We start from the raw sequence: 24,063 nt of genomic DNA, 5'->3' as shown, positions 1-24,063 counted from the left end.
TGTCACATTCAGCCGGCGGCGACGCGCCTGCGCCACAGTGGCTGGCCGGCGCGGATGCGCGCGCCCTCCGTGATCTCGGGACAGAACGTGAAGTCGCCGGGCGCGAGCAGGATGATGGTCGAGCCGTGCTCGAACCAGCCGAGCTCGTCGCCCTTGCGCACATGATCGTTACAGCTGTAGGCGAGCGGCCGTTCGGTCTGCGCGTTCAATACGCGGTCGAGCGCATGCAGGCGGATGCTCGCGACCAGGATCGCGGCGACCGGGACGATGGTGAATGGCTCGCCTGTCGCAAGATGGGTGCGGATCACCGCGCGCTCGTTCTTACAGAACAGCCGCTCGACGCGCTTCAGCGCAATCGGATTGACGTTCCAGACGTCGCCATGGATCAGGCTGACATGCTCGAGCGTCATGTCGGCCGGCGCATGGAAGCGGTGATACATGCTCGACGTCAGCCGGATCGTCACGAAGCTGCCGTTGCGATGGGTCTCGACCACGGCGGGATCGGCGACCAGTTCCTTCAGAGAATAAGGTGCCCCCTTGATCTGATACATCTCGCCGTCGCGGATCCTGCCGTGCGCGCCGATGATCCCGTCGGACGGCGTGGTCACAACCGCGGGATCGGGATCGAACGGCCTCAAGCCCGGCTTCAGCTCGCGCGTGAAGCAGGCATGCAGGCTCTTGAAGTGGCTCTCCTTGGCCTCGGACAGGTCGAGATCGGAGAACAGCTTCCACAGCGCGATCGAGGCATCGCGGATGAGCGGATTCTCGAGCTTGGAGAACCAGCCCATGAAGCGGGTCAGCGCCGCCCGCGGCACGCGGTTGGTGAGCAGGAAGTTGAGGTCTTCCTGTTGGGTGACGGAGGCGATCAGGTTTTTGACTGTCATGAATCTGTCAGCAGGTGGGGTTAGCGCTTTTGGACATGATGGAAACCTCGATTCCTTATGTATCGCTCGCCGTTGGCGCTGCCGTGACGGCAGCCGTCGCCCCGAAGGTCAAGGCCCGCATCGAACTGTCGCGCGCCAAGCACCGCTCGCTGGCCGGCCATTCCAAGATGTCCCGCCGGATCTCCAAGCTGATCCCGCGCTACGAGTTCGACATCGACGAGTTCTTCCGCTCCGACGGCGCCCCGCCTGACGTCGCGACCCGGCGCCAGGACGGCTTCTTCCGGCTCGGCGCGCTGTTTCAGGAGAAGTTCGCCAAGAGCCGCGCGCTGACGGCGGAGGCCGCGAGCCGCATCTCCGATCTGCAGTTCACGCAGGCCTACCGGGTGCCGTTCCAGTACAGCAAGCTGGTCAAGGAGCAGCTCGGCGCCGGCTCGTTCATGCAGTCGTCGTCCGGCGTGACCATCACCGATCTCGACGGCAACCAGTTCTACGACCTCACCGGCTCCTACGGCGTCAACATCTTCGGCTACGACTTCTACAAGGAGTGCATCGCCGCTGCCGAGCGGCGCGCGCAGGCGCTCGGCCCGGTGCTCGGCCTGTATCATCCGGTCGTCGCCGACAACGTGAAGCGGCTGACCGAGCTGTCCGGCATGGACGAGGTCTCGTTTCACATGTCCGGCACCGAGGCGGTCATGCAGGCGGTGCGGCTCGCCCGCTACCACACCGGCCGCAGCCATCTGGTGCGCTTCGCCGGCGCCTATCACGGCTGGTGGGGCGACGTGCAGCCCGGCGTCGGCAATCCGATCGCGCCGCACGAGACCTACACTTTGGCCGAGATGTCCGAGCGGACCTTGCACGTGCTGCGCACGCGGCGCGACATCGCCTGCGTGCTGGTCAACCCGCTGCAGGCGCTGCATCCGAACGGCAATGCGCCGGGCGATTCGGCGCTGGTCGATTCCTCCCGCAAGGGCAACTACGACCGCGCAGCCTACACCGCCTGGTTGAAGCAGCTGCGCGAGGTCTGCACCACCAGCGGGATCGTGCTCTTGTTCGACGAGGTCTTCCTCGGCTTCCGCCTCGCGCCGGGCGGCGCCCAGGAATACTTCGGCATCACCGCCGACATGGTGACCTACGGCAAGAGCCTCGGCGGCGGCCTGCCGATCGGCGTGGTCTGCGGCAAGAAGGAGCTGATGCGCCGCTTCCGCGACGACCGCCCGGCCGACATCTGCTTCGCGCGCGGCACCTTCAATTCGCACCCTTACGTGATGACGGCGATGGACGAGTTCCTGAGCCGGCTCGACAGCCCGAACTTCCGCGCCATCTATGACGGCCTCGACGACACCTGGAACGGCCGTGCCGCGCAGCTCAATGCGGAGCTCGCCGCCAAGGACCTGCCGGTGCGGGTGTCCAACATGCAGTCGATCTGGCTGGTCGAGTACACCGTGCCGTCGCGCTACAATTGGATGCTGCAATATTATCTGCGCGCCGAGGGCCTCGCCCTGAGCTGGGTCGGCACCGGCCGCTTCATCTTCAGCCTGAACTACACCGACGCCGATTTCGCGGAGGTGACGAAGCGCTTCGTCGCCGCAGCCGAAAAGATGCGGCAGGACGGCTGGTGGTGGAACGACGGCACGCTGACCAACAAGGCGATCAAGCGCCGGATCCTGAAGGAAATGCTCGGCGCCATGGTTGGGCGCTGAGGTAACGGCCACCCTCCCCTGGAGGGCAGGGCTATCGCATATGGTCAATCTGAGTGTGTCGCGAAACCGTCTCCACATCGTCATGCCCGGGCTCCGTCCCGGGCATCCACGTCGTTCTCAGCATGCTGGACGACGTGGATGGCCGGGACAAGCCCGGCCATGACGACGCGGAGGGAGATGGGCGCAAAACATCGATCGCCATATGCGATAACCCTCCCCTGGAGGGGGAGGGTCGCCTTACGGGGCGCGCAGCGGCACGTAAGGCGGGGTGGGGTGATCCCTCCACGCAGTTCAGTGCCTGCGGTGAGATCACCCCACCCCGACGCGCGCTTCGCACGCGTCGACCCTCCCCCTCCAGGGGAGGGTGAGATGGGCCGCGTGGCTGCGCGCTCGCTCGATTCCACTGCACAATCCCCCACAAACACCGATGCCCGGGACCAGCCCGGGCACCGCGACATTTCAGACTTCAGACCAGCTCAGGCGTGCTGCTCCTCGAGGCCTTCGCCCATCAGATCCAGACCGGGATCGATCAGCTCGCCGCGCAGCAGTGCGATCGGGGCCTTGCGGTACAGCATGAAGTCGTTGAACGGGTCGGTGATGATCTTCGTCATCCAGACGAGGCCGGTCTCGACGTCGCGGATGAAGAACAGGTGGATGGTGCGGAACAGCAGGCCGCCGATGCCGATCACGAGCCACAGCTTGGCGGTCTCGCGGGCGAAATCCGTCGCCGACGTCCAGGGCGTGAGGAAACCGAAGAACGACGGCTGCAGATAGAGGACGACCGGCGCGGCGGCCCAGATCGACATCAGCACGACCTTGCGCTGCAGATTGTAGCCGACCTTGATCTCCTCCTTGTGCTCGTGCGTCGCCTGGTTGACGTGGTCGTAGCCCTTCGGCTCGAAGAAGAAGTGCCCCGCCTGGCGCGAGGTCATCGACACCAGCCAGCCGATCAGCGCCGAGATCAAGGGATCGAACACCATCATCACATAGGCGATCATGAAGCTGACCGCGCTGACGAAGTGCAGGCTCTGATTGATGCGGCTGTGGTGATAGTAGCGATGGTCGTCCCAGCGCTGGATGCGCAGCTGCTCCAGGAAGTGCTTGATCATGGTTGCTCCGAGGACTGAGTTGCAAGGCGTGTACGGGGATTCGATGTAGGCGATGTGACAACATCGACTTGTCACATCACCGGACACACGAAGGCGGAACTTGAGAGACTGCCGGAAACCTCGCCGCGGCATCAGGCCGCGGCGGCGGGCTCCATCTTTCGGAAGCGGACCAGCGAGAAATGGCCGAGCGGCGGGATCAGCCGGCGCTCGATCAGCTCCATGCGCTGCGCGCCCGCGAGCCAGCGCATGTAGCGCGACCAGCCGAACTCGGCCGTGCGGAAGCCGAGGCGGCGCACCACCGGCTGCAAGGCCTGCTCGATCACCCGGCGCATGCCGTCATCGGCACTGACGCGGGTGAGGATGATCAGCTCGCCGCCCGGACGCAGCACGCGGGCGAACTCGTCGAGCGCGACCTCCGGGTTCGGCACGGCAGTGACGACATATTGCGCCATCACCACGTCGAAGGAATCATCAGGGAAATCGAGATTCTCGGCATCCATGACCGCGAGCCCCTCGACATTCTTCAGCCGCTGGTCGGCGACGCGGCGCATCGCCTTGCCGAGCATCGCCTCGGAGATGTCGGTGCCGAACACGCGCACATGCGGTGCATAGAGCGGCAGCGAGATGCCGGTGCCGACGCCGACCTCGAGCACGCGGCCGCCGAGCTTGTTGGTGGCTGAGATCGCAGCCTTGCGGCCTTTCTCGAACACGCCGCCGAACACGAGGTCGTAGACCGGCGCCCAGCGGTCATAGGCCTGCTCGACCTGCTCGCGGTCGAAGTCGAGCTCCCGCGCACCGTCGAGCTTCATCGTTTCTGCCATCGTAACATCTCACTACGTTTGGAATGGATGGGGGTGACGCAAGGTTCAACCGCGCACTGCGCTCTGCCCGGCCAGCACCGGCGTCGGACGCACGACGCGCGACGGCTGCAGCACCGCAAGATTGCCGATGAACTGGCGCGCGCTGTTCTCCCAGGAGCGGTCGAGCGCAAACGCGCGGCAGGTTTCCCGCGACATCGTCAGCGCCTTCATGCACGCCGCGCGCAGATCCCAGTCGATCGCGCCGATCGGATGATCGGCAATGACGTCGAGCGGACCGGTCACGGGGAAGGCCGCAACCGGCGTCCCGCAGGCGAGCGATTCCAGCTGCACGACGCCGAACGTATCGGTCAGGCTCGGAAACACGAAGACGTCGGCGGCCGCCATGTGCGCGGTCAGATCCGGGCCGGTCTTCTCGCCCAGAAAATGCGCCGCCGGAAAGCGACGCTCCAGCTCCGCCTTCTGCGGGCCATTGCCGATCACCACCTTCGACCCCGGCAGGTCGAGCGACAGGAAGGCTTCCAGATTCTTCTCGACGGCGACGCGGCCGACGGTCATGAACACCGGACGCGGCAGATCCAGCGCGGCCGGCGCGTCCGGATTGAACAGCTTGGTATCGACGCCCCGTGTCCAGAAGCCGAGCCGCTTGAAGCCGCGCGACGCGAGGTCCTGCTTCAGCGAATTCGTCGCGACCATGGTCATCGCGGCGGCGTCGTGGAAGCGGCGCATCACCCAATAGCCTACGGCATCGGGAATGCCGGTGCGCACGGAGACGTACTCCGGAAAGCGCGTCGTGTAGGATGTCGTGAATGGCAAGCCATGACGCAGGCAGTAGCGGCGCACCGCCCAGCCGATGGTGCCTTCGGTGGCGATATGAATCGCATCCGGCGCCGCCGCCTCGATCCGGCGGGCGATCTCGCGGCCATTGGTCACCGCGAGCCGCAGCCCCGGATAGGTCGGCACGGCGAAGGACGGAAAGCCTTCCGGCGTCAGGAAGGTGATGTCGGCGCCGAGGCCTGCGGCTGCGCGCGACAGCGATGTCAAGGTGCGCACCACGCCATTGACCTGCGGGTGCCAGGCGTCGGTTGCGATTAAGATCCGCATAAGGCGATCCGGAAAGTTGCAGCGATTCTGAACGGCCGCAAATTCCGACATTGTTATTTCAGGCGTGTGACGTCATCGAACTGTCGAAGGCTGTTTTTGCCGTCATCCGCCATTTTCGCAGCGTCTGATCGCCGAACCCGGCACGGGTCTGTCGCGAAACCGTCATGAAACAATCGGTTAAAGCCACGAAACCGTTTTGCACCGGGCGCGCAAACGCACCGAAACTTTTCTCCCCTATGAGTTGCAGCATCGAGGCGCCGCTCGAAGCGCCAAGCATGATGACAGGCAACTGATTTCAGATCCGCCGGCGGAGACGATGGCGGCGAGAGCATTCAAACAGGGGACGTCCATGTTCGCGTCAGGCACAGTCCGTTCGCAATCCAAATTTCTTCTCGGCGCGCTCGTCGCCTGCGTCTTCGCGGCCGCAGCCCCGGCGAAGGCCGCGCCCCCGGCACCGCTGCCGTTCCCGTTCCTGCTGCCGCCGGTCGCGAGCTACGAGCCGCCCGGGTTGGCGCCGCAGACGATCAATCCGCGCGAGGACGAGGCCAGCGCCTATGAGTTGCCGGCGCGGTTGCGCCGCCAGGTCGTGAGCTACACGACCCGTGAAGCACCGGGCACGATCGTGATCGACACGCCTAACAAGTACTTGTACTACGTGCTCGGCAACGGCCAGGCCATGCGCTACGGCATCGGTGTCGGCCGCGACGGCTTCACCTGGTCCGGCGTGCAATCGGTCACGAAGAAGGCCGAATGGCCGGACTGGACGCCGCCGCCGGAGATGATCGCCCGCCAGCCCTATCTGCCGCGTCACATGGCCGGCGGCCCCGGCAATCCGCTCGGCGCCCGCGCGATGTATCTCGGCGGCACGGTCTATCGCATCCACGGCACCAACGCGCCCGAGACGATCGGCACGCATGTGTCGTCGGGCTGCATCCGCCTGACCAATCAGGACGTCATCGACCTGTATTCGCGCGTCAATGTCGGCGCCAAGGTGATCGTGCTGCCGATGGAGCGCCGCGCCGATCTCGGCCGCGTCACGCGCTGAGCCTTTCACCTTCCCATTTCCCGATCCTCCCTGACTGGACCGCCGCGGCACAGCCCCGGCGGTCACTTCTTTGCGCGCGCCCTGCTCCATTCACCATCGCGGCTGATTGATGGCTGCCTGCTGCATTGGCCGCCCTGGCGCGCCTCCCTCCGGCCCTGTAAGCTCGGCAATCTCGCATTAACCGCGATCTCGCCCGCTACCGGCTTCAACCGGCGTCGTGGCAGCTGGAGTCCGTGGATCCGACATGAACCTTCCGACGCCGCGACCGGATTGGCAGAGCAGGCCTCATCCGCTCGCTCCGAAAACGCAGCGGCGGCCGCCGCGCTCGCCGCCGCGGCTGCGGTTGATCCTAATCGGCGCCGCGGGCCTCGCCGCCATCGTGCTGATTGGCATCATCGTCGCGGAAGTGTTTCTGTTCTCGGGGAGCACGCCGGCCCCACAGCTCGCCGCGCTGCCGCCACTGCCGCCGGCGACGCGCAACTCGATCATCATGGCGCCGGTCTCGATCTCGCTCGCCGCGGTTCGTGACGCCGCCGAAAAGGCCACGCCGCGCAACTTCTCCGGCAAGGCCGACAATCCCGTCGCCCAAGTGCTGCAGAACGCCGACATCGGCTGGACCGTCACGCGCGGCGCCATCGCCGCGACCGGCAGCCAGGACACGCTGTCGCTGGCCACGCCGCTGTCGGGCCGGCTCAACGTCACCGGCGCGCTGTCGGCGAAGGCGACCGGCGCGCTCGGCGACGCCATCGGCGGCCTGCTCGGCTCCGATGCGGCCAAGCAGATCGGCGGCATCAACATCAAGAACCTGAATGCCACCGCCGACATCAAGGGCAATGTCCTGATCGCGATGCGGCCGCGCCTGGCCGCATCCTGGTACGTCGAGCCGAACTTCTCGGCCCAGGTCAGTCTCGGCGACACCGCGCTCACGGTCGCCGGCGCCCGGGTCAACGTGCCCGCTCAGATGAAGCCGGTGATCGACAAGACCGTCAATGACCAGCTCAACGCGCTCAGCGAGCGGATCCGCAAGGACCCGACGATCAGGCGCAACGCCCAGGCGCAATGGGCGCGCGCCTGCCGTTCGGTGCCGCTCCAGGGCACCGCTCCGGGATTGCCGGCCGTCTGGCTGGAGGTGAAGCCGACGCGGGCGCTCGCCGCGCAGCCCGTGATCGATGCCAATGCCGCCAGCATCACGATGGGGATCGAGGCGGAAACCAGGGTGACCGCGGCGGAGACCAAGCCGGTGTGCCCGTTCCCCGAAAAGATCACGATCATTCCGCCGACGGCCGGCGGCATCAACATCGCCGTTCCGATCGACGTGCCCTTCACCGAGCTCAACAAGCTCGTCGATTCGCAGCTCGCCGGACGCACCTTCCCGGAGGATGGCTCCGGCCCGGTCGCGGTGACGGTCAAGCATGCGACCGTCGTCCCCTCGGGGAACCGGCTGCTGATCTCGCTGCAGGTCAAGGGCAAGGAGAAGGAAAGCTTCTTCGGCTTCGGCGCCGACGCGACCGTGCACATCTGGGGCCGCCCGATGGTGGATCAGGCGCAGCAGATCCTGCGCCTCTCCGACCTGCAGCTCGCCGTCGAATCGGATGCCGCCTTCGGCCTGCTCGGCGCCGCCGCGCGTGCCGCGGTTCCGCATCTGCAACGCGCCCTGCTGGAACGATCGGTGGTCGATCTCAAGCCGTTCGCCGACAATGTCCGGGAGAAGATCGCAAACGCGATCGCCGAGCTGCAAAAGAACGAGAACGGCATCCGGGTCGATACCGACGTCAACAATCTGGCCCTGACCGACATCGCCTTCGACGCCAGCACGCTGCGCGTGATCGCGACGGCGGAAGGCACGCTGTCGGTTCGCGTCAATTCACTGCCGGGACTTTGACGCCGCTGGTCCGATCCATGCGCAAACTGCAGCATGGCTTGGTAGTCTGGTGCAGCCGAACTACCGTAGCACCGCTCCGGCAGCACCAGGCTCGACGCGCCCACCGGGAAGCCGTAACACCGCTCTGGACGGCTTCCAGTCCTTGCCCGACGCTGCCGCCATGAAACATTCCGTAACAAAAAACTTCGCAAAACGCCGCGATTCTAGGTCACTTGTCGGTATGGCCCAGACACAACCACACATCCTTGTCGTCGAGGACGACCGCGAGACGCGAACGCTGATCGCGAAATATCTGCGCAACAATTCCTGCAACGTGACGACCGCGACCGACGGCCGCGAGATGACCCGGATCATGGGGGATCATCGCATCGACCTCTTGATCCTCGATGTGATGCTGCCCGGCGAGGACGGCCTGACCTTGTGCCGCAAGCTGCGCGCGGAATCGCAGGTGCCGATCATCATGCTAACCGCGCGCGGCGAGGACGTCGACCGCATCCTCGGCCTCGAAATGGGCGCCGACGACTATCTGCCGAAGCCGTTCAATCCGCGCGAGCTGCTCGCCCGCATCAATGCGGTGCTGCGCCGGCAGGCGGCGGCGATGACCGCGAGCGCCACCGAAGGCGCGACCGCGCTGAGCTTCCTCGGCTGGAAGATCGACTTCCGCCTGCGCGAGCTGCGCAATCCCGAGGGCGCCCGCGTCGCCATGACCAGCGCCGAGTTCGATCTGCTCCGCACCTTCTGCGAACGGCCGGGCCGGGTGCTGTCGCGCGACAGCCTGCTCGACCTGACGCAGGGCCGCAGCGCCGGCTCGTTCGAGCGCTCGATCGACGTCCTGGTCAGCCGCATCCGCCGCAAGATCGAGCCCGATCCGCAGGAGGCGACGATGATCAAGACCGTGCGCTCCGGCGGCTACATGTTCACGCCCGTCGTCGAAGTGGTGACCGCGCCGCAGAGCCATTGATCGGCCGGGCACGGATAGCGGTGTCATGATGTCGTTCGGCTTTTTCAGCCTGAAGGGAATCCGCGGCCAGATCACCGCCCTGGTGGCCATTTCGATCGTGGCGCTGCACGCCATCATCACCGCCGCGTTCCTGATCCATCGCGCCGACCAGCCCGAGGGCGGGGTCGAAGCGGGACCGTTCCAGCTCGCGACCGTCGTCCACGTCATCGGCCGCGCGCCGGCGGCCGAGCGACCGCGACTGATGGAGGACATCGCCCGCGCCTATCCCGAATTCGACATCAGGCCGCATTCCGGGCCCTCGCCGGACGCCGGACCGCGCACCGAGGAGCAGGATCCGCCCCCCCGCAGCAATCTCGACGCTCGGGCGAATGTCGGCGGCTTTCGCGGTCTTGGGCCGGGCTATCGCGTCTTCATGCCACAGCGATCCGGCGACAATCGCATCATCTTCGCCCTGCCCGACAGTTCCATGGTTTCGGCCAAGATGACGGCCCCGCCGCGCCGTCCGCCGTTCTGGGGAGCCCCGTGGCTGACGACGATCATGTTCGCTCTGATCAGCACCACGCTGCTGGGCCTGTGGGCGGCGCGCGCGCTGACCTCGCCACTCTCCGGCTTTGCCAAGGCCGCGGAGACCTTCAGCCTCGACGGCGATGCGCCGGCCTTGCCCGAGCGCGGACCGGAGGAGATCCGCGCCCTGGCGCGGGCGCTGAACCGGATGCACCAGCGCATCACCGCGCTGATCAACGACCGCACCAAGATGCTCGCGGCCATCAGCCACGACCTGCGCACGCCGCTGACCCGCATGCGGCTGCGCTGCGAGTTCGTCGAGGACGAGTTGCAGCGCAGCCGCATGCTGGCCGATCTCGATCAGATGCATACGATGCTGGGCTCGGTGCTGTCATTCCTGCGCAACGGCCGCAAGCTCGAGCCGATGACCCTGGTCGATATCGCCAGCATCCTGCAACTCGTCACCGACCAGTTCGCCGACGTCGGTCACAACGTCAGCTATGTCGGGCCGACGCGTGCGATGGCGACCGTGCGGCCCGACGACGTGATGCGCTCGGTCACCAACCTGGTCGAAAACGCCACCAAATACGGCAAGGAGGTCATCGTCCGGCTGACGGTGTCCGGCAAGCGCCTGAGGATCGATGTCGAGGATGATGGGCCGGGCATCGCCGATGCCCGCAAGTCCGACATGCTGGAGCCGTTCGTGCGCGGCGACGACGCCCGCAACATGGACGAGGCAACCGGCTTTGGGCTCGGGCTCTCGATCGCGAAGGCGATCGCACTGGCCCACGGCGGAGAGCTGTCACTGCACGACCGCAAGCCGTGCGGGCTGATCGCGCGCATCGAGCTGCCGCTCAGCCAGACCACGCTGCGTCCTGCAGCGTGACGCGCGAACGCGCCCGGATCGATCCGGGCGCGCCGCGTGAAAGGTCGGCTATACGTCGATGACGCAGGTTACTCCGAGTACTTGAACTCGGGCATCGCCTTCAGCTGATCCTTGGTCGAGTTGATCATCGCGTGGTCGGGGTACCAGCGGCTCTTCGACGAGCTCATCGACGAGGAGGAAGAGGTGCCGGTGGCGGCGCCGGTCGTCGTGGTGGAGGCCGGCGGAGTGGTCGCCGAGGTCGTGCCGGACGCCGGAGCGTTGGCGGCAGTGGTCGACTGCACCGGCTGGTCCGAGAACTTGATCTGGTCGAACGAGACGGCGACGAGGTGCTCGCCCATGCCGAGGAAGCCGCCGACGCCGATCACGACGCCCTTGACCGCGCCGCTCTTGTCGACGAGCAGATCATCGATCGAGCCGACGTTCTCGTTGTTGTTGTTGTACACCTTCACGCCGACCAGCTTCGAGCTGCGCCAGTCGCCCTGATAGGACGCTGCGGTCGTGCTGGCCGAGGTCGTGGTGCTGGTGGTCGTGGTGGTGCTCTCCGCAGCAAAGGCGGCGGTCGCGAGCAGCAGGGAACCGGCAAGGCCGGCCGCAACAGTCTTCATCACCATGTGGTGTCTCCTCTCAGTGAATGGTGACGAGAGAACTGCAGCAGGCAGTTGGCGTTCCCACGGAACTACGATTTCGTCGCGCGCCGCGACAAGCGGCCCCGGTGCGACACGGCAGTGCTCATTTGTGACATTGAGATCGATGTGAACCCGTCACCGCGACCACGGTCTGCTCCCTCCCCGTTCCGGCGGGAAGAGGGAGCAGACCGTCATCGTGGTCAACAGGTCGGGTCGATCGATAAAATCCGATCCATCGGGTTCGCTGCGGACGTCCCGCACGTCCCCCGCTACGCCGCCAGCGCGCCGTCCTCATCGACGGCCTCCGCGTAGAACGCGATCGTCTCGTAACGGTAGTCGCAGAGGCGGCAGTGCCAGAGATAGGCGGTGCGACGGCCATCCTTCTCGACCCAGGACGGCAGCGCGATCGGCTCGCCGCATTGGGCACAAGGATTGTTGCGCGGCAGGTCCACGACGCGGACGGTGGACTGCATCGCATCGACGTCGCGCGAATGAATGTCGGTTGCCTTCAAGGCCATGACGCGCTCCCTCTCTGTTCATGTCGCGAATGAGTCAGGCATGCTGTCGAACTAACAACATCATCATAGCGGCGTGCCGGCCGATTTGCACGCGCCCGGATGCCGCGCGACATCCGACCTCACGGAGATGGGATGGACATCCCGCGGTCGACGAGCGGCGAACCGAGCCAGATTCAGATCGCTGCCGAAGCCGTCATCCTCAACGAATCACCACCGGGTGGAGAGCTTCGGCTCGGTTCGCCGACAAGGCCGGCTGAGGGTCGCGCAATGATCGCCCGCAGAGGGCGGCAGCGGACACAGGCAAACCGGCATTTCCACCAGACTGCACGGACGCTTCGCCCCAATTCCGCCACATTATCGCCCGGCGTTCGCACCAATTACGGTGCGTAAAGTGTAAATGCGTGCCGGGGGGCTGCTTGGCATGCGCATGGTTCCCGGGGGATCCTGACACATGAAACGACTCGTGCTGACGGCCTGCATCGCGGGCTTCACGATGGCTGGTCACCTGCCGTCCGTCATGGCGGCCGAGGATGCGAGCGCGGCATCGGACACCAAGGCGAGGTCCGGCAAGATCAAGCTGGCGCATGTCCGCTCCGAGGGAATCAAGGAACTGGCGGCGCGCAGCGCCGTGACCAAGGCCGCGCGTGAGGTCGAGGCGATCGAGGCCGTGAGCGGCGCCGACAGCTCCCGCCCGATGGATGCCATTGCCGCAGCACCGGCAGAGGCCGATGCCGTTCCGGTTGAAGCGCCCGCCGCCGAGCCGCGCGACAGCGAGCGCAAGGCGGCCGACGCCAAGCCCAAGCCCATGAACACCGGCCATCCGCATATCGATGCGCTGGTCGCCGTGCACGCGGCTGCCAACAACATTCCCGAGGCGCTGATTCATCGCGTGATCGTGCGCGAGAGCAAGTACCAGCCGAACCTGGTCGGGCGCTGCGGCTGCATCGGCCTGATGCAGATCAAGCTCGGCACTGCGCGCGGCCTCGGCTACACCGGCGACGCCCAGGGCCTGCACGATCCCAACACCAACCTCACCTATGGCGTGCGCTACCTCGCCGGCGCCTATCGCGCCGCCCGCGGCGACCACGATCGCGCCGTGGCCTATTTCGCCAAGGGCTATTACGAGGAGGCCAAGCGGCAGCGCGTCGCCGACGCCCGGCCCGCCGGCCGCTCCGAGCGGGTCAGCGCCCCGCTCGACATCACGCCGAAGATTGCAACCGGCCGCCACGCCCGGGCGCACTGATCGCATTTGGTTCCTCACCGGTCCCGACCGTCTTTCCGTGACACTCCGTTGACACGGGGCCGTATCGGTCTATTTTAAGCGCGTTCCGAGGGGAGCTCCGAGGGGGAGCTGAGATACCGCACGTGATGCGGTGACCCTTTGAACCTGATCCGGGTCATGCCGGCGAAGGGACAGGGATGCAGCAGACGCCCACGCGCGGGGATTTCCCCGTATCCATCATCGGTGCCGGCATCGCGGGTGCCTGGCAAGCCTTGCTGCTGGCGCGCGCCGGCCGCGACGTCACGCTGCACGAGCGCAGCGACGCCGCGCTGATGCTGTCCACCAGCCATTGGGCCGGCGGCATGCTCGCGCCCTATTGCGAGAGCGAGATCTCCGAGCCCGTCATCAGTCGCCTCGGCCTGGCCTCGCTCGACATCTGGCGGCGCGAGATGCCGGAGACGCCGTTCAACGGCTCGCTGGTGATCGCGCATGCCCGCGACCGTGCCGATTATGACCGCTTCGCCCGCCGCACCTCGGGCTATCGGCGGCTCGATGCGGCCGGACTCGCGGAGCTGGAGCCGTCGCTGGAGGGCCGCTTCCGCGAGGGTCTGTTCTATCCGGCCGAGGGCCATGTCGAGCCGCGCCGCGTGCTGCCGAAGCTGCATCAGCGCATCGTCGAGGCCGGCGGCCGCGTGCTGTTCAACAGCGACGTCAAGGCTGGCGATCTCGACGGCCTGGTCATCGACTGCCGCGGCTTGGAGGCGCGCGACGCCGAGCCGGAGCTGCGCGGCGTCAAGGGCGAGATGATCCTGATCGAGACCTCCGAGGTGAGCCTCGCACGCCCCGTGCGGCTGATGCATCCGCGCTTTCCGCTGTATCTGATCCCGCGCGAGGACAATCTGTTCATGTTGGGGGCGACCTCGCTCGAGGCCGAGGACACCGGCGTCTCCTTGCGCTCGGCGCTGGAGCTGCTGGGCGCCGCGTACTCCGTGCATCCCGCATTCGGCGAGGCGCGCATCCTCGAATTCGGCTCGGGGCTGCGCCCGGCCTATCCCGACAACCTGCCGCGCATCACGATCGCAAGCGAGCGCGAGATCCGCGTCAACGGCCTCTATCGCCACGGCTTCCTGATCGCGCCGGCGCTGGCGCAGGCGACCTTGAACTACGTCGCGCATGGCCAGATCGACAATGAGGTGATGCGATGCGCGTGACCGTCAATGGCGAGGCCCGCGACATCGCCGCGACCTCCGTCGCCGCGCTGCTGTCCGAGCTCGACTACGAGGGCACCCATTTCGCCATCGCGCTGAACTACGACGTCGTGCCGAAAAGCCGCTGGTCCGAGACCGCGCTCAAGGCCGGCGACGAGATCGAGATCATCACGCCCCGGCAGGGAGGGTGATGATGCTCATGGAGCACGCGCTCGCGCTCCCCACACCGCCGTCGTCCCGGCGAACGCCGGGACCCATAGCCACCGTCGGCCGTGATGGCGCTCAATCTCTCCCCGTGTGCCTCAATGTGAGATCACGCGGTCTGGGTCCCGGCGTTCGCCGGGACGACGTGGGGGGCAAGACCGCGCACCACCCACAGCTGTCATCGCCCGGCTTGACCGGGCGATCCAGTACACCGCGGCCGCTCGGCTCAACCGCACTGCCTCTGGAATACTGGCTCCCCGCTTTCGCGGGGATGACAGTGTCATTCGGGGAGAGAGCTTTCCCATGCTGAAATTCTACGACAAGACCGTCACCTCCCGCCTCCTCATCGGCACCGCGCTGTATCCGTCACCCGCGATCATGCAGGACGCGATCCGCGCCTCCGGCGCCGAGATCGTCACGGTGTCGCTGCGGCGCGAGGCCGCCGGCGGCAAGACCGGCGATGCGTTCTGGAAGCTGATCAACGCGCTGAACGTGACGGTGCTGCCGAACACCGCCGGCTGCCGCAGCGTGCGCGAGGCGGTCACCACCGCGAAGCTCGCACGCGAATTGTTCGGCACGTCCTGGATCAAGCTCGAGGTCATCGGCGACAACGACACGCTTCAGCCCGACGTCGTCGGTCTGGTCGAGGCCGCCACCATCCTGATCAAGGACGGCTTCGAGGTCTTCCCCTATTGCACCGAGGACCTCACGGTGGCCACGCGCCTGGTCGATGCCGGCTGCAAGGTGGTGATGCCCTGGGCCGCGCCGATCGGCAGCGCCAAAGGTATCACCAACCGCGATGCGCTGAAGCTTTTGCGCGACCGCCTGCCGGATATCACGCTGGTCGTCGACGCCGGCCTCGGTGCGCCGTCGCATGCCGCCGAGGCGCTGGAGCTCGGCTACGACGCCGTGCTGCTCAACACCGCGATCGCCAAGGCGGCCGACCCGGTCGCGATGGCGCGCGCCTTCAGGCTCGGCGTCGAATCCGGCCGCACCGCCTACGAGGCCGGGCTGATGGACGCCCGCGATTTCGCCTCGCCCTCCACCCCTGTCGTTGGGACACCGTTCTGGCATGCCGTATCCTGATCGCTTCTATCCCGTCGTCGACAGCCTCGCCTGGGTCGAGCGCCTGACGAAACTTGGCGTCGGCACCGTGCAATTGCGCGCGAAGAATCTCGACGACGGCCAGGCGCTGCAGATCGTCACCGATGCGCTTGAAATCACCAAGGGCACGGCGACGAAGCTGATCGTCAACGACTACTGGCGCGCCGCTGTCGTCGCCGGCGCCGAGCACGTGCATCTCGGCCAGGAGGATCTGGCGGAGGCCGACGTCAAGGCGATCAAGGACGCCGGCCTGACGCTCGGCCTGTCCACGCATGACGACGCCGAGCTGGAGACCGCGCTCGCCGCCGAGCCCGACTACGTCGCGCTCGGCCCGATCTTCCCGACCACCTTGAAGGCGATGCGCTTCGCGCCGCAGGGCATTGCGAAGATCAGCGTGTGGAAGCAGCGCGTCGGCACCATCCCGCTGGTCGCCATCGGCGGCATCAAGCTGGAGCAGGCCGCGGAGATTTTTGCCGCCGGCGCCGATTCGATCGCGGTGGTCAGTGATGTCACCCAGAATGCAGATCCGGACGCCCGCGTCCGCGCCTGGCTCGATGCCACCAAGGAGCCTGCGTGATGCGCACCGCTTTTGCGAATGCGTCCGAGAGTGATTGGACGCCGCTCCCTCCCCAAACGAGGTCGTTCCCTCCCCCCTTGTGGGGGAGGGCCAGGGAGGGGGGTAGCTCCGGGGTCGGTGGGTGTGGCTTACCCCCCTCCCCGCCCCTCCGCCACAAGGGGGGAGGGAGCCTGAACAGCCTGCGTCCCTCACGGCGCCAAATCATCTCGGCTCGACTTGAGCGACGGGCCGATATGCACCGCCACTCTCTCCACCGTCATTGCGAGCGAAGCGACGCAATCCAGGGCCGCGCGTGCTGCCCTGGATTGCTTCGTCGCTCGCGCTCCTCGCAATGACGTCCCCCATTCACTCCGACAACAACAATTGAGAAGGAGGATCCCATGAACATCCGCTCCAATCCCGACACCACCCTGCCCGCCGTCACCACCGGCCCGCTGCCGTCGTCGCGCAAGATCTACGCGACGCCCGACGCCGCACCCGATCTGCGCGTGCCGCTGCGCGAGATCATCCTGTCGGAGGCGGCCAGCGAGCCGAACCTGCCGGTCTACGACACCTCCGGCCCCTACACCGATCCCACCGTGACGATCGACGTCAACGCCGGCCTGCCGCGCAACCGCACCGCCTGGGTCAAGGAGCGCGGCGGCGTCGAGGAATATGTCGGCCGCGACATCAAGCCGGAGGACAACGGCAATGTCGGCGCCGACAAGGCGGCGAAGGCGTTCACCGCGCATCACAAGCCGCTGCGCGGCCTCGACGGCCACAAGATCACCCAGCTCGAATTCGCCCGCGCCGGCATCGTCACCAAGGAGATGATCTACGTCGCCGAGCGCGAGAATCTCGGCCGCAAGGTCCAGCTCGAGCGCGCCGAGGCCGCGCTCGCCGACGGCGAAAGCTTCGGCGCCGCCGTGCCCGCCTTCATCACCCCGGAATTCGTCCGCGACGAGATCGCGCGCGGCCGCGCCATCATCCCCTGCAACATCAACCACGCCGAGCTGGAGCCGATGATCATCGGCCGCAACTTCCTCACCAAGATCAACGCCAATATCGGCAACTCGGCGGTGACGTCGTCGGTCGAAGAGGAAGTGGACAAGATGGTGTGGGCGATCCGCTGGGGCGCCGACACCGTGATGGACCTTTCCACCGGCCGCAACATCCACACGACGCGGGAATGGATCCTGCGCAACTCGCCGGTGCCGATCGGCACCGTGCCGATCTACCAGGCGCTGGAGAAGTGCAACGGCGATCCGGTCGCGCTGACCTGGGAGCTCTACAAGGACACGCTGATCGAGCAGTGCGAGCAGGGCGTCGACTACTTCACCATCCACGCCGGCGTGCGGCTGCAATACATCCACCTCACCGCGTCGCGCGTCACCGGCATCGTCAGCCGCGGCGGCTCGATCATGGCCAAGTGGTGCCTCGCGCATCACAAGGAGAGCTTCCTCTACACCCATTTCGAGGAGATCTGCGACATCATGCGCAAGTATGACGTCTCGTTCTCCCTCGGCGACGGCCTGCGCCCCGGCTCGATCGCCGACGCCAACGACCGCGCCCAGTTCGCCGAGCTGGAGACCCTGGGCGAGCTCACCAGGATCGCCTGGGACAAGGGCTGCCAGGTCATGATCGAGGGCCCCGGCCACGTGCCGATGCACAAGATCAAGATCAACATGGACAAGCAGCTCAAGGAGTGCGGCGAGGCGCCGTTCTACACGCTCGGGCCGCTGACCACCGACATCGCGCCGGGCTACGACCACATCACCTCGGGCATCGGTGCCGCCATGATCGGCTGGTTCGGCTGCGCGATGCTGTGCTACGTCACGCCGAAGGAACATCTCGGCCTGCCCGATCGCAACGACGTCAAGACCGGCGTCATCACCTACAAGATCGCCGCCCACGCCGCCGATCTCGCCAAGGGCAATCCCGCAGCTCAACTGCGCGACGACGCGCTGTCGCGCGCCCGCTTCGAGTTCCGCTGGACCGACCAGTTCAACCTCGGCCTCGACCCGGACACCGCCAAGAGCTTCCACGACGAGACGCTGCCGAAGGAAGCCCACAAGGTCGCGCATTTCTGCTCGATGTGCGGCCCAAAATTCTGCTCGATGAAGATCACCCAGGACGTCCGCGACTACGCGGCGACGCTCAATGATCCCGCGACGGTCGGCATGACCATCAGCGGCACCATCGAAGACGGCATGGCCCAGATGAGCGCCAAGTTCAAGGAAATGGGCGGGAGTGTGTATCTGGATGCGGAGAAGGTGAAGGAGAGCAATAAGGCGTTGTGAGGCGCCCTGCCCCACTCTCTCGATCGTCATGGCCGGGCTCGACCCGGCCATCCAGCAAAGCCGGGCCAAAGCCCGGCTTTGATTAGCAATGTTCGATCCACATCAGTCCACATTTCTCTTGGAGCAACCGCTCCGCTCAGTCACTACTCGATTTAGTTGACCGACTCGCTTTCCGCTTCAATGCAACCAAACCTTTCTTCGCCTCCGTACGCATCGATCTTTTTCTGGTAGCCACACTGTAGCAGCAAGCGCCTTTAGTATACTGAACTAGAGCGGCGATCTGCTCTAGCTCGTCAGAACTGTTGTCGTATGAAATGATCATCACGGGTCTCGGGAACACTAAACCAGGCTCTTTACGTTTTGCAAAAGCCTCAAAGACCTCTTTGCCGTAAAACACTGCATGAACACCAGTATTCCGATCTTCACCCAGTATGACGTCACAGCCCGCCAAGAGCTCTCTCACTCCGCTTTGTGACAGTTCACTCACATCAACACGAACCGCACTATTGACTGCGACGAGAGTCTTTAACTCGTCAAGACGTAGCCGTTCTACGGTATCTTGCCGAACCACATCAGCTACCAAATTTTCTGAAATAGACAGCTCGGCATCATCCGACTGAAAGACTTCAGCTGGGTATCTCTCAACTTCGCTGCCCTCGATCGGTCGATCACTCGAACACCGATGAATAATCTCCTCCGAAACACCTTGTTTGATCCCTAATCCAATTAAACTGAAGACTTCTTCAAAAATTTTCTGCCGCTCGGATGGCGCGCTCGAATGTGCGCATTCGAGATATGTGGAAGCTATTCGCTCCCATATTGCGATCTCCCGATCGGGATTTGTGTCTCGCCTAAATCCATCAATCCAAGCCTCCATAGACAACGGGTGAACCTCAAGGAGAGCAGCTCTTATCAACCGCACACGGGATAACAATTCGCTTGATAGACGAAGATGCCGAAAAGGAGATGGCTTCAATTTTTTTGGATCAACCCTCTGCTTTCTCGCAGTAGTTAGCAAGTTCACCTCAGCCAAACGCCGATGAATCCTCTCGGAAAGATCTGGTCTAATCACCTGCAATAGCTTGTCCCCGACTGATTCTACCGACAGACCCGTGGCAGAGATTGCAAGCTTATCTGCAAGTGGTGGACTAAAAGCCAGGATATCCGCCTTTGACACCCCCAACCAGACCGGTAGAATTACCTTGTCGGCCTCCATCTCTTTTGCAACCAATCCACGCAACTCATATTCTGGCCAACGCTTACCTAGAAACGCCCTCGAAAGAACGACTACACCGAATCGACTTTTAGCGAGACCTCTATCTATCGATCTTGAGAGACTATCTCCAACGCTCAATGTAAATTCATCATACCAGACAGCGGCTCCCACTTCTTTGAGGAAATCCGCAAGAGGCTTAACAAAAGCGGCTTTGTCCTCACTCGCATGACTAATGAACACATCATAAGATTCAATACCTTTGTCGGCCACAGCGCCCCCCCGCTAACAGCTATTCCCTGACCAAGATTACGAAGCTCCCGGACGCAATATAAGCACATCGCCATTAGATTGTTGCCCAAAACTGACCACTATGTCACCGCGTCGGGGACAACTACATTCTACCATCACATCAAAGTCCCGCCGCTCTCCTTCGGCACCCGTGTCGGCGATCTCCTCTTCATCTCCGGCATTCCCGGCTTCGATGCCGACGGCAACCTGCCTGATGAGTTCGAGGCGCAGTTCGCCAATGTCGTGACCAACTTCACGCGGGTGCTGACCGAGGGCGGCGCCGGCTTTCGCGATCTCGTCAAGGTCAACGTGCTGCTGACGCGCGCGGCCGATGTGGCGGCGATGAACCGGCTCTATGCCGCGGCGTTCGGGCCGGCGCCGTATCCGGCGCGGACGACGTGCGTGGTCGTGGCGTTGCCTGATCCGAAGATGCTGATCGAGATCGAGGGGGTTGCGGCGGTGGGGAAGGTGTAGCGGAGTGGCACAGGCTAACTGCTGCCTCTAGCTACTTGCGCGGTGCGCGTGACTGCGCCCTCGCCCCTTGTGGGAGAGGGCATGTAGGACAGCGCGGCGGGCTCGGTTGGGTGAGGGGTATGCTTCGGCGAGTCGCGCTCGCGGAGAGAGACCCCTCACCCAACCGAGGGTGCTGAGAGGCCGTACACGCCCTCTCCCGCCCTGGCGAAGCTTTGCTTCGCCTTGGGGGCGAGGGCCCTGTATCGGGCAGCGTTGCGCTCGGCAGCATTTTTGAGCCTCTATCTGACTGCGGCGCTTGCGGCTCGCTGGTGAGCACGCTGCCGCCTGCGCCTACGGCTTTGTCCGCCTGACAGCGCGCGTCCCGTGGCGGACCATTGCGTGGCTTAGGGGCCGCCCAAAACTGCGCACGTCTGCCCACTCCCGCTGCAACCCTGCGTCGTCCCGCCCCACGCGGCTCTATTTCTCCTCTTGCGCCACATTTAATTTTTAAATATTATAAAATAATCCGAAACATTATATCCGAAAATCTCCCAATTAATGTTTTATCTTTGGCCGATCCACGCCCTTCCCGGTCTCCTGCGCGATGCCGCCGTGTCGCTCCGTGACGCCATCCGCGATGCCTTCCGGGCGCAGGTCTATCCGCTCGGCTACGTGCCCTCGCATGACGGCATGCGCGGGCTGATGACCCTGGGGGTGGTGACGGCGCATGTGTCGCATACGCTGGTGCCGGGCGCGGTGCTCTATATCGACCTGTTCTTCGTCGCCAGCGCCTATTACATCACCGGGCTGCTGCTGCGGGACATCGACAAGCACGGCCAGATCCGCTTCCGCCAATTCTATGCCCGGCGCTTCGCGCGGATCGTGCCGCCGCTGCTGCTGATGCTCAGCGCCTATCTGCTGTTCACCTGGCTGCTGCGGCCGCCGTTCCTGCCGGCGCTGGAGCGCGCTGCGATCGCGCTCGGCTATATTTCCAACTATTGGTACGTGTTCGATCCCAAGACGATCGAGGACATCGGCCACACCTGGACCTTGTCGACCGAGGAGCAGTTCTACCTGCTGTGGCCGCTGACCTTCGCGTTGCTGGTGAAACGCTTCGGCGTGACCTGGCGGCTGGTCGGCGCGATCGGCGCCATCGCGGCCGCGATCTGGGCGTGGCGCGTATCGCTGGTGCTCGGCGGCGCGGAGTGGCGGCGGCTCTACACCGCGTTCGACACCCGCGCCGACGCGCTGATGGCGGGCTGCGCGATGGCCATCGTGCTCCGGCTGGTGCCGCAGGGCGCCCACCCTAGGCTCGACCGGCTCTGGCCGAAGCTGGCATGGCCGCTGCTGCTCTATTGGGGCACGGTCACGTTCGTGTTCTGGGCGGCGGACGGGCCAAGCATGAACTATTATCTGTTCGGCAGCATGGTGTGCGGCGTGCTCCCCGGCATCCTCGTGCTGACCATGCTGGCGCGCAGCCATGGCACGATCCTCCACCGCATCTTCGAGATGCCGGTCGCGATCTTCCTCGGCCGGATCTTCTACGGCATCTATCTCTGGCACCTGCCGATCCTCAACTTCCTCGACAGCTACGGGCTGTGGTGGCCGCTGCGGCTGCTGGTCGGATTGCCGCTGTCGATCATCGCCGCCACGTTGTCCTACGCCCTGCTGGAGCGGCACTTCCTGCGGCGCAAGTCGCAAGCCGCGCCGGCACGGGCGGCAATCCCCCCGAACACGACCGCCGTTCCGGTGCCGGTCGGGGCTTCAAGGTTCAGGCCCGAGCCGATCGGCAATCCGGACCTCGGCTTCGCCTCGCGTCAGGCCTCGCAGCCCGACGGGGCCAGCACTCCCGCACGCCACCGCTCGATGGCCGGGCGCTGAGCGCGGCGCGCGCATTTGCCGCATCACGCGGCCGTCAATGCCTTCAAAACGAACGACACCGCCGCGACAAGGCGCCCGACGGCTGGGGCCTGTTTGTTGCCGGAGTTTTCACGATGTCTCGTTTCACCACAATCGCTCTCGCGGGCGCTTGCGCAGTTGCGGCGCTGGTTGCCGCCGCCCCCGCACAAGCCGGCTACTACATCCTTCGCTGGGACAACACCGGCGTCTGCCAGGTCTGGAGCGAGGCGTTCACGTTCAGGCCGATCCAATGGCCGTCACGCTACCAGGTCATCAGCCGTTCCGTGCCGACCTTCAACGACGCCGTCACGCTGCAGGTCAAGCTGCGCCGACAGGGACGGTGCACGCTGTAGACACGAGCAGCAAAGCTGCGCCCGCCGCCTGAGCACGACATCGCCCACTGAGATCACTGACATCGCTGTGAACGGCTGATCCTGGCGCCTTGCCTTGGCAGCGCTTTTGTCGCACCACTTCGCCCTGGTTGCCGCCGCCCGGTCGCAAGGACCGCGGCGTGCAGCCATGGGTGCTTTGTTTGGTTCGTTTCAGGAGATTGACGATGCGTCGCTTGACCTCTCTCACCGTTGCCGCTGCGGTTGCGGCCGCCTCGTTCGCTGCGCCGGCCCTCGCCGCGCCTGCCCTCAAGAGCGGCTACTACGTGATCCGCTGGGACAACACCGGCATCTGCCAGATCTGGAACACCGATCTGCAGTCGAAGCCGGTGGAATGGCCGTCGACCTACAAGATCGTCTCCAAGCCGGTGCCGACCTTCGTCGAGGCCACCAACATCCAGCTCAAGCTGCGCGACGAGCGCCGCTGCTTCCTGTAAGCGGCGTTCGCGCGCGCTCGCGCCTGGCGGTCAGGCCGCGGTGACCGCGCTCGGCTGCATCGGCACGAAGCCGGGCAGAGCGGCGATGCGCGCCAGCCATGCCTCGACGTTGGGATAGGGCGTCAATGACACGCCGCCCTCGGGCGCGTGCGCGGTGTAGCTGTAGAGCGCGACGTCGGCGATGGTCGGCGTCGTGCCGGTGAGGAATGGGCGAACGCTGAGCTCGCGCTCCATCACCGCGAACAGGTTGTTGGCGATCTGGTGTGCCCGGGCCATGTCGAGCGGGGCCCCGAACAATGTCGCCACCCGCGCCGCCGCGGGACCGAAGGCCAGCGGACCGGCGGCCGCCGACAGCCAGCGCTGCACCTGCGCCTGCCCCACGGGATCACGCGGCCACCAGCGGCCGGAGCTGTCGTAGCGGCCGGCGAGATAGACCAGGATCGCATTCGAGTCGGGGATCACGGCGTCGCCGTCGACCAGCACCGGCACCTGGCCGAACGCATTGAGCGCGAGGAAATCCGGCCGCTTGTGCGCGCCGCCCTTGAGGTCGACGTCGATGAGCTCGCACGGCAGCGCGAGCAGGCTCAGCATCAGCCGCGCGCGATGCGCATGGCCCGACAAGGCGAAGTGGTAGAGGCGGCGTTGCGACATCAGGTGCTCCCGTTGCTGTGACGCATGGTCTAAGCCGAGGCCGCCCGATCAACAACGCCGCGCGGCATCAATGGCTTGTTGCAGACCGTGCAACAATGC

24 protein-coding genes and 1 riboswitch are annotated in these 24,063 nt (G+C 65.3%); of the genes, 15 read left to right on the top strand and 9 right to left on the bottom strand.

The annotated features are described in order from the left end of the window. Positions 1–8: 8 nt before the first annotated feature. Positions 9–884: an archaetidylserine decarboxylase gene (gene asd / locus QXZ94_RS33470; RefSeq protein ID WP_315725670.1), complete on the bottom strand. Its 876-nt coding sequence runs from the start codon at positions 882–884 to the stop codon at positions 9–11. A gap of 38 nt (positions 885–922) precedes the next feature. Here asd and QXZ94_RS33465 point away from each other — a divergent pair, with 38 nt between their 5' ends. Continuing rightward, entirely contained in the window at positions 923–2,584 is a 1,662-nt protein-coding gene (locus QXZ94_RS33465) for an aminotransferase class III-fold pyridoxal phosphate-dependent enzyme (RefSeq protein ID WP_315726697.1), read from the top strand. Positions 2,585–3,060: 476 nt separating this feature from the next. Here QXZ94_RS33465 and QXZ94_RS33460 read toward each other — a convergent pair whose 3' ends face one another. From QXZ94_RS33460 to QXZ94_RS33445, 4 genes are all read right to left on the bottom strand, one after another. Continuing rightward, on the bottom strand, positions 3,061–3,693 hold the full coding sequence (locus QXZ94_RS33460; RefSeq protein ID WP_315725668.1) for a hypothetical protein: 633 nt from the start codon (positions 3,691–3,693) through the stop codon (positions 3,061–3,063). A gap of 131 nt (positions 3,694–3,824) precedes the next feature. Continuing rightward, positions 3,825–4,514, bottom strand: coding sequence for a class I SAM-dependent methyltransferase (locus QXZ94_RS33455; protein WP_315725666.1), 690 nt, complete (start codon positions 4,512–4,514; stop codon positions 3,825–3,827). Between the two features lie 45 nt (positions 4,515–4,559). After that, a complete protein-coding gene (locus tag QXZ94_RS33450) occupies positions 4,560–5,615 on the bottom strand; it encodes a glycosyltransferase family 1 protein (protein WP_315725664.1) in 1,056 nt (351 codons plus the stop codon). A 58-nt stretch (positions 5,616–5,673) separates the two neighbouring features. After that, positions 5,674–5,904 carry a hypothetical protein gene (locus QXZ94_RS33445; RefSeq protein ID WP_315725662.1) on the bottom strand — a complete coding sequence of 77 codons (231 nt, stop codon included), beginning with the start codon at positions 5,902–5,904 and terminating at the stop codon, positions 5,674–5,676. A 60-nt stretch (positions 5,905–5,964) separates the two neighbouring features. On the opposite strand from QXZ94_RS33445, the gene QXZ94_RS33440 reads away from it, so the two are divergent. The 4 genes from QXZ94_RS33440 to QXZ94_RS33425 all read left to right on the top strand — a co-directional run bounded on the left by QXZ94_RS33440 (position 5,965) and on the right by QXZ94_RS33425 (position 10,893). After that, positions 5,965–6,660, top strand: a complete 696-nt coding sequence (locus QXZ94_RS33440) for a L,D-transpeptidase (protein WP_315725660.1) — start codon at positions 5,965–5,967, stop codon at positions 6,658–6,660. A 244-nt stretch (positions 6,661–6,904) separates the two neighbouring features. Beyond that, positions 6,905–8,542 (top strand): DUF4403 family protein, encoded by a 1,638-nt coding sequence (locus QXZ94_RS33435; protein ID WP_315725658.1) that lies wholly within the window; start codon positions 6,905–6,907, stop codon positions 8,540–8,542. A 220-nt stretch (positions 8,543–8,762) separates the two neighbouring features. Continuing rightward, positions 8,763–9,503, top strand: a complete 741-nt coding sequence (locus tag QXZ94_RS33430; RefSeq protein ID WP_172111081.1) for a response regulator — start codon at positions 8,763–8,765, stop codon at positions 9,501–9,503. Positions 9,504–9,528: 25 nt separating this feature from the next. Beyond that, the gene (locus tag QXZ94_RS33425) at positions 9,529–10,893 is read left to right on the top strand and encodes an ATP-binding protein (RefSeq protein WP_315725655.1); all 1,365 of its coding nucleotides are present in this window, start codon (positions 9,529–9,531) and stop codon (positions 10,891–10,893) included. 68 nt (positions 10,894–10,961) lie between these two features. Here the strand turns inward: QXZ94_RS33425 and QXZ94_RS33420 are convergent, their stop codons facing one another. Together QXZ94_RS33420 and QXZ94_RS33415 are read right to left on the bottom strand one after the other, a co-directional pair. Next, entirely contained in the window at positions 10,962–11,504 is a 543-nt protein-coding gene (locus tag QXZ94_RS33420; RefSeq protein ID WP_172111083.1) for a PRC-barrel domain-containing protein, read from the bottom strand. A gap of 284 nt (positions 11,505–11,788) precedes the next feature. After that, positions 11,789–12,037, bottom strand: a complete 249-nt coding sequence (locus QXZ94_RS33415; RefSeq protein WP_315725652.1) for a hypothetical protein — start codon at positions 12,035–12,037, stop codon at positions 11,789–11,791. Between the two features lie 451 nt (positions 12,038–12,488). Between QXZ94_RS33415 and QXZ94_RS33410 the strand changes: the two genes are divergently transcribed. The 6 genes from QXZ94_RS33410 (at position 12,489) to thiC (ending at position 18,631) form a co-directional block, all read left to right on the top strand. Continuing rightward, positions 12,489–13,280: a lytic transglycosylase domain-containing protein gene (locus QXZ94_RS33410; protein ID WP_315725650.1), complete on the top strand. Its 792-nt coding sequence runs from the start codon at positions 12,489–12,491 to the stop codon at positions 13,278–13,280. 78 nt (positions 13,281–13,358) lie between these two features. Next, a riboswitch (TPP riboswitch) is annotated at positions 13,359–13,469 on the top strand. After that, positions 13,457–14,470 carry an FAD-dependent oxidoreductase gene (locus QXZ94_RS33405; protein WP_315725648.1) on the top strand — a complete coding sequence of 338 codons (1,014 nt, stop codon included), beginning with the start codon at positions 13,457–13,459 and terminating at the stop codon, positions 14,468–14,470. Its footprint overlaps the riboswitch before it by 13 nt. Beyond that, entirely contained in the window at positions 14,461–14,658 is a 198-nt protein-coding gene (gene thiS, locus QXZ94_RS33400; protein WP_315725646.1) for a sulfur carrier protein ThiS, read from the top strand. Before QXZ94_RS33405 ends, thiS begins: the two co-directional genes overlap by 10 nt. A 316-nt stretch (positions 14,659–14,974) precedes the next feature. Then, complete coding sequence (locus QXZ94_RS33395) at positions 14,975–15,757, top strand: thiazole synthase (RefSeq protein ID WP_315725644.1); 783 nt, start codon at positions 14,975–14,977, stop codon at positions 15,755–15,757. Further along, positions 15,744–16,352 carry a thiamine phosphate synthase gene (locus QXZ94_RS33390; RefSeq protein ID WP_315725642.1) on the top strand — a complete coding sequence of 203 codons (609 nt, stop codon included), beginning with the start codon at positions 15,744–15,746 and terminating at the stop codon, positions 16,350–16,352. Before QXZ94_RS33395 ends, QXZ94_RS33390 begins: the two co-directional genes overlap by 14 nt. A 380-nt stretch (positions 16,353–16,732) precedes the next feature. Then, a complete protein-coding gene (thiC, locus tag QXZ94_RS33385; RefSeq protein WP_315725640.1) occupies positions 16,733–18,631 on the top strand; it encodes a phosphomethylpyrimidine synthase ThiC in 1,899 nt (632 codons plus the stop codon). A 136-nt stretch (positions 18,632–18,767) separates the two neighbouring features. On the opposite strand, the gene QXZ94_RS33380 is transcribed toward thiC, so the two are convergent. Next, positions 18,768–20,117, bottom strand: a complete 1,350-nt coding sequence (locus QXZ94_RS33380) for a toll/interleukin-1 receptor domain-containing protein (RefSeq protein ID WP_315725638.1) — start codon at positions 20,115–20,117, stop codon at positions 18,768–18,770. 81 nt (positions 20,118–20,198) lie between these two features. Here QXZ94_RS33380 and QXZ94_RS33375 point away from each other — a divergent pair, with 81 nt between their 5' ends. From QXZ94_RS33375 to QXZ94_RS33360, 4 genes are all read left to right on the top strand, one after another. After that, positions 20,199–20,609, top strand: a complete 411-nt coding sequence (locus tag QXZ94_RS33375; protein ID WP_315725636.1) for a RidA family protein — start codon at positions 20,199–20,201, stop codon at positions 20,607–20,609. 591 nt (positions 20,610–21,200) lie between these two features. Then, positions 21,201–22,469, top strand: coding sequence for an acyltransferase (locus tag QXZ94_RS33370; RefSeq protein WP_315725634.1), 1,269 nt, complete (start codon positions 21,201–21,203; stop codon positions 22,467–22,469). Between the two features lie 113 nt (positions 22,470–22,582). Next, positions 22,583–22,840 carry a hypothetical protein gene (locus QXZ94_RS33365; protein WP_315725632.1) on the top strand — a complete coding sequence of 86 codons (258 nt, stop codon included), beginning with the start codon at positions 22,583–22,585 and terminating at the stop codon, positions 22,838–22,840. Between the two features lie 203 nt (positions 22,841–23,043). Further along, positions 23,044–23,313, top strand: coding sequence for a hypothetical protein (locus QXZ94_RS33360; protein WP_315725630.1), 270 nt, complete (start codon positions 23,044–23,046; stop codon positions 23,311–23,313). 30 nt (positions 23,314–23,343) lie between these two features. Here the strand turns inward: QXZ94_RS33360 and QXZ94_RS33355 are convergent, their stop codons facing one another. Beyond that, positions 23,344–23,964 (bottom strand): glutathione S-transferase, encoded by a 621-nt coding sequence (locus QXZ94_RS33355; RefSeq protein ID WP_315725628.1) that lies wholly within the window; start codon positions 23,962–23,964, stop codon positions 23,344–23,346. Positions 23,965–24,063 lie beyond the last annotated feature (99 nt).

The organism is Bradyrhizobium sp. SZCCHNS2022 (assembly GCF_032377575.1).
GTDB classification, from domain to species: Bacteria; Pseudomonadota; Alphaproteobacteria; order Rhizobiales; family Xanthobacteraceae; genus Bradyrhizobium; species Bradyrhizobium aeschynomenes.
The sequence above is the reverse complement of the archived record's forward strand: the minus strand, read 5'-3'. Positions and strand labels throughout refer to the sequence as shown.